This window comes from Sphingobacterium thermophilum, assembly GCF_039541675.1.
GTDB lineage: Bacteria > Bacteroidota > Bacteroidia > Sphingobacteriales > Sphingobacteriaceae > Sphingobacterium > Sphingobacterium thermophilum.
The window spans coordinates 1-4,530 of the sequence record NZ_BAABGR010000037.1 but is presented as its reverse complement, the minus strand read 5'-3'; the positions used below and the strand labels follow the sequence as shown (position 1 = coordinate 4,530).

Annotated in this window: 7 protein-coding genes; all 7 read right to left on the bottom strand. The window is 33.5% G+C overall.

The window, feature by feature from the left end:
- Positions 1 to 61: 61 nt before the first annotated feature.
- The gene (locus tag ABD873_RS12740) at positions 62 to 493 is read right to left on the bottom strand and encodes a serine hydrolase domain-containing protein (RefSeq protein WP_345068889.1); all 432 of its coding nucleotides are present in this window, start codon (positions 491 to 493) and stop codon (positions 62 to 64) included.
- Between the two features lie 955 nt (positions 494 to 1,448).
- Positions 1,449 to 2,144, bottom strand: a complete 696-nt coding sequence (locus ABD873_RS12735; RefSeq protein ID WP_345068887.1) for a dihydrofolate reductase family protein — start codon at positions 2,142 to 2,144, stop codon at positions 1,449 to 1,451.
- Between the two features lie 225 nt (positions 2,145 to 2,369).
- On the bottom strand, positions 2,370 to 2,837 hold the full coding sequence (locus tag ABD873_RS12730) for a PDDEXK nuclease domain-containing protein (RefSeq protein ID WP_345068885.1): 468 nt from the start codon (positions 2,835 to 2,837) through the stop codon (positions 2,370 to 2,372).
- Between the two features lie 83 nt (positions 2,838 to 2,920).
- Positions 2,921 to 3,082 carry a hypothetical protein gene (locus tag ABD873_RS12725; RefSeq protein ID WP_345068883.1) on the bottom strand — a complete coding sequence of 54 codons (162 nt, stop codon included), beginning with the start codon at positions 3,080 to 3,082 and terminating at the stop codon, positions 2,921 to 2,923.
- A gap of 9 nt (positions 3,083 to 3,091) precedes the next feature.
- Complete coding sequence (locus tag ABD873_RS12720; RefSeq protein ID WP_345068881.1) at positions 3,092 to 3,250, bottom strand: DUF1016 N-terminal domain-containing protein; 159 nt, start codon at positions 3,248 to 3,250, stop codon at positions 3,092 to 3,094.
- Positions 3,251 to 3,403: 153 nt separating this feature from the next.
- On the bottom strand, positions 3,404 to 3,748 hold the full coding sequence (locus ABD873_RS12715) for a YciI family protein (protein ID WP_345068879.1): 345 nt from the start codon (positions 3,746 to 3,748) through the stop codon (positions 3,404 to 3,406).
- Between the two features lie 72 nt (positions 3,749 to 3,820).
- Positions 3,821 to 4,363, bottom strand: a complete 543-nt coding sequence (locus ABD873_RS12710; RefSeq protein ID WP_345068877.1) for a sigma factor-like helix-turn-helix DNA-binding protein — start codon at positions 4,361 to 4,363, stop codon at positions 3,821 to 3,823.
- Positions 4,364 to 4,530: the final 167 nt, after the last annotated feature.

Below are 4,530 nucleotides of genomic sequence, written 5' to 3'. Positions count from 1 at the left end.
TCTGCTCCGGTCTGAATCGTTTCCCTTTCATAATATACTGTTAAAGTTATCAATCATTTTTCTATTCTCTAACAGTCTTTTTTTCAGGGGAGCTTACACCCCCCAATAATTGCAGCGCGGTCCATCCCCAGTTTTGTGTGGAAAAAACTTTGCTATAAGGCTCCGACCGGAATTTATACGGCGCAGTCATCGTCAGCAGATGTTTTATTTCCAGTTGAGAGAGTGTCTTATTTCTGCAGCTGATTTTCAGGTCAGGAAAGTAGCTTATAATCTTTTCATGGATGCTTTTGATGTATTGCTTTTCCAAGGCAATGCCAACGAGTATGGAAAATACACTTTTGGTGACAGATGCCACGTGAATTTTTGCATCCTTTTCGGAATCTCGAGCAAAATACTCGTATGCGATTTTTCCATCCTTCGCAATGGCTAATCCTGAAATATTCAGATATTCTTTTTTTAGGAGCTCAAGAGTTTGATCTGATAGCTTTGACATAATAGATTCACGAATTTTTTGTCAAAGTAAGTTGTTATAAAACGATTTTGAGGAATGGTTTTGAAAAAACTTGAAATGATGGGAAGGGGTAAAATTTTATTTTCTTTAAGAATGAAACAAATCTTAAATAATTAACAAACCTATAATTGCCTCAATAAGGTGTATAAAATATAAAGTAAGTAATCTAAAAAGTAAATTTCGTTTATTTTAGATGTGTATGTGCAGTTTTTTGAATTAAAAATTTATATGTACTTTAAGCCCTCCACTTTAAGAGTGATTATCCGTTATGAAACTACAATTCAAAGAGCAGGCCTTTCAACTTGACGCTATACAGGAAGTTATGAAACACTCTGAAAGTTAAACCTTTAAAACAAATAAATTTACATTAGAACACACGCAAGAGATTCTTAAAAAAGCTCGAGACAAAGCCAATGGCATTGCAACATTAGAGTTGGATGTAGAAGAAGAAATTGGTTACAGAAATAGTGCGTCTCAAATCACAGACAAGCAAATTTTTGACAAATAAATTTCGATGGGATATTTACTTTGACTATCCAATCAAAATGATAAAACTTCAGTGAACGGATTTTCATAAAAACCTCTTGTCCCTATCTCAAAAATATTATCATTTGTGTTTTATGTCTATTTTTTCTAAAAATTCCTTTAGTTCTAAAAGTTCATCATTCATATTCTTTTATAAATGTTCTTTCCCAGTTGGCAGATCAAATTTTGCTCTTCTTTGTTTTTAACTAAAGGATAATTAAAAGTAAAAAACTCAATAATAAGATTTATTGGAAGCTTTTTAGGAAAAATTTTCGCATAACGGTTTCACATACAACATAGTGGCGCATCGAACCGAAATTTTTCAAAGAACCGAAAATTTTTAATTACCTGAGTACTGTCTTAGATAGTTGAAACCAGTCATTGTGCGTATGCATTGTTAGCGGTTCGTTGCTTATTTCTCATTTTTATAAATTAATTGAACGACTCCTGATCTAAATTTTTTGACACTTAATAATTCAAAGTTCAATCGTTGTTTCAGATTTTCAAATAATGGTTTCCCATTTCCCAGCACGACTGGATGAACTGATAATCTATAAATATCAATTAGCTTCCTATCTACAAATGTTTCGATTAGTTTTGCTCCGCCATACAACCAAATATCTTTTCCATCCTTAGCTTTTATCTGTTCTACACTTTGCGTAATATCTGAGTTTATATAAGTGACATTATTATCGTTTCGGATTTGTCTTGTGAATACGATTTTATTTTTAGAATGAATGGCTTTCCAAATAGCTTTTACACTATCATTAGCATCATTTTCGGGTTGATAATTTCCCCAAGCATCGTAACTCACTCGTCCGTAAAATATGGTGTCTACACTTTCGATAAACTTATCGAACTCCATATCATCATCTAAAATACACCAATCAATTTCACCATTTGGACCTTCAATGTATCCATCTAAAGATACAGCTAAATCAAGTATTACTTTTCTCATAATGGTTAAGTATGTTGTTTTTGCAATGACCGCTAACAAGCCGGGGCTTTGTGAAGGAGCGGAAATTGAAGCAAAAAGTTTCAATCTAGCGACACGGTAAGCAAAAGCCAATTTATTGAATAAATTTAAGAAAAAAGTCAATATAACCACACAGTGCTCACCAATTCCGCAGAATATAAACACTCTATTCGATATTGGCTTTTTGCGGAATAGAAAGAGGAAACTTTATTTTTAGCCTTTACTCTGCCATTTTGCAAAACCCTTGTTATAGCCGTAGCAATTTTATTTATCGTTATTTTGTTCGTTTGGTTTATCTTATACTTGCCCTAATTGATGTAATTTATTTACTAACATTTTCTTGTCTATAAGTTTTGTTTAATTGTCAGCAATGATTGCAGGACTTACGTTTCTTGACATTGAAATTTCGACTACTTCTATGTCTTTGCCTTTGCAGACCAAAATTTCAACACTCGGATTCTCGTGCTGCTTCCTCGCATCTTTATCTAATGCTCCCAAATAGAAATTAAGTTTGCGTAAAAATTCGGGTTCAAACTCCCGTATTTTCAGTTCAAACAACACTAAACAGTTTAATTCACGATGATTAAAAAGTAAGTCGTTGCGGAAATCTCTGTTACCTGCCTGTATGCGGTATTGTTCGCCCATATAGGTAAAATCTTTTCCGATTTCCAAAATGAATTTTTGTGAATTTATCGTAATGGCTTTTCCCAAATCTTTCTCGCTGTGTCCGTCTGGTAACTCCAAAAACTCAAATACATAAGGGTCTTTAAAAAGATTTTCGGGTAATTGTGTCCTTGCTGTGGACACAATTTTGTTTGAAAGCATAGAACATTCAAATGTTTCTGTATTTAATTGTCGTTCCAATTCTCTTACGGAAAGGCGTTGTGAGATGACCATTGAATTTGTGTCTAATTGATTTCCATAGGTTTTAAAAGCGTATTGAGAGATGATATAAATTCCTTATCCGAATACACCTCAAAAAACTGTTTCATTCTGTACAAACCTCTGCGGTTGAAACCTGAAAGGTTTGGAGCTTTTGATAAGATAAATTCATATAATTTTTTTACCATATTTTCGCCTCATTTTCCTATGTTCACTCTATACGAAACCACTTTACCGACATTGAAATACAATAAAACTAATTCACTATTGGCTTTGCTGTAAACACGGTTGCGTGCTTCGGTGAGGAGCGAAAGAATATGTTCAAAATCTTGCTTGTATGTGTTATATAAACTCATTTTTTATTTATATCTGCAACCACAGAGATAATAAAAAAGCCTCTGCATATATCAGATTATAATTTTGCTTACAGATATTAAGGATTAGAGTTTGTGGGAATAAAAAAGCCCCGATTTTTTTTCGGGGCTAAATTTTAATTGTTTTGATAACTACTAATCCCTTTTCAAAACTTCTCTTACTTCTATATTTCCACCTACTTGGTCAAAAATTGGATTGGTTTTGGCGATTTCTACCGCTTCATCAATAGTATTGGCTTTTATTACAACGTAACCGCTAACAAATTCTTTGATTTCGGTGTGAAATCCGTCTGTTACTTCGTTGTTAGACTTTATGGTTTTTGCACTTCCTGCAAATGGCAAAAGTGTGTTGCCTTTGTCCACCAATTTGTCTTGTGAAGCAATACCTGTCAACCAATTCATACGTTCCTGCATTTGCTCAGGTGTTGGTCTGAAATCGGAAATGTCTTTTAATCTGAAAATTAATGCAAATTCTTTCATTGTGTATAAAATTTAATTGTCTCTTATAGGACAATTCCAAATAGCTGAACGTGACAGAAAGTAGAGAAGTTTTTAGATTTTCATCAATTTCTCCGGGTCAACGACAGAAAAGATACTCGTGATTTTTCCATTTGGGCTTAATTCAAATATTTGACAATTTATCAACGTTGTACCTCTGTAAAATAGTAATGCAGATTGATGATTGATTTCTTCGATTTTTATTTCAAGGTCTTTTTGATGATTTTCATAAACGTAGGTCATCAATTTAATTGTATTCTCAATTCCTGAAGTCAGTTCAGCAATAGCCTGTAATTTATTTCCTGCGTCTGCCAAAACTTGTACTTCATCAGATAGCATTTGTTCCAAAGTTTTTACATCGCCTTTGCGGATTGCATTCACATATTTTTCTAAATATTTTCGGTCTTTTGCAGACGAAGTTGTGATCTCGGGTTTCCGTAATTTCAGTTTTTTTTTGGCTCTTGTGAGTAGTTGTCGGGAATTTTCTACGGAAATTTCTAATATTTTGGCAATTTCATCGTGTTCGTAATCAAACGCTTCTTTCAACAAGAAAACAGCTCTTTCTTTGGTATTCAAAGTGTCGAGCAAAACTAACATTGAATAGTTAAGTATTTCGTCTAACTCAATTTTACTTTCGCCTTGATTGGTAACGATTGGTTCGGGCTGTAAGCTCCCCTGAAAAAAAGACTGTTAGAGAATAGAAAAATGATTGATAACTTTAACAGTATATTATGAAAGGGAAACGATTCAGACCGGAGCAGATC

What these genes read in the sequence shown, in the direction of transcription:
- ABD873_RS12720 (WP_345068881.1), bottom strand. Translation starts at nt 3,250, where the DNA reads ATGAGTTTATATAACACATACAAGCAAGATTTTGAACATATTCTTTCG.
- ABD873_RS12710 (WP_345068877.1), bottom strand. Translation starts at nt 4,363, where the DNA reads ATGTTAGTTTTGCTCGACACTTTGAATACCAAAGAAAGAGCTGTTTTC.
- ABD873_RS12715 (WP_345068879.1), bottom strand. Translation starts at nt 3,748, where the DNA reads ATGAAAGAATTTGCATTAATTTTCAGATTAAAAGACATTTCCGATTTC.
- ABD873_RS12730 (WP_345068885.1), bottom strand. Translation starts at nt 2,837, where the DNA reads ATGCTTTCAAACAAAATTGTGTCCACAGCAAGGACACAATTACCCGAA.
- ABD873_RS12740 (WP_345068889.1), bottom strand. Translation starts at nt 493, where the DNA reads ATGTCAAAGCTATCAGATCAAACTCTTGAGCTCCTAAAAAAAGAATAT.
- ABD873_RS12725 (WP_345068883.1), bottom strand. Translation starts at nt 3,082, where the DNA reads ATGGTAAAAAAATTATATGAATTTATCTTATCAAAAGCTCCAAACCTT.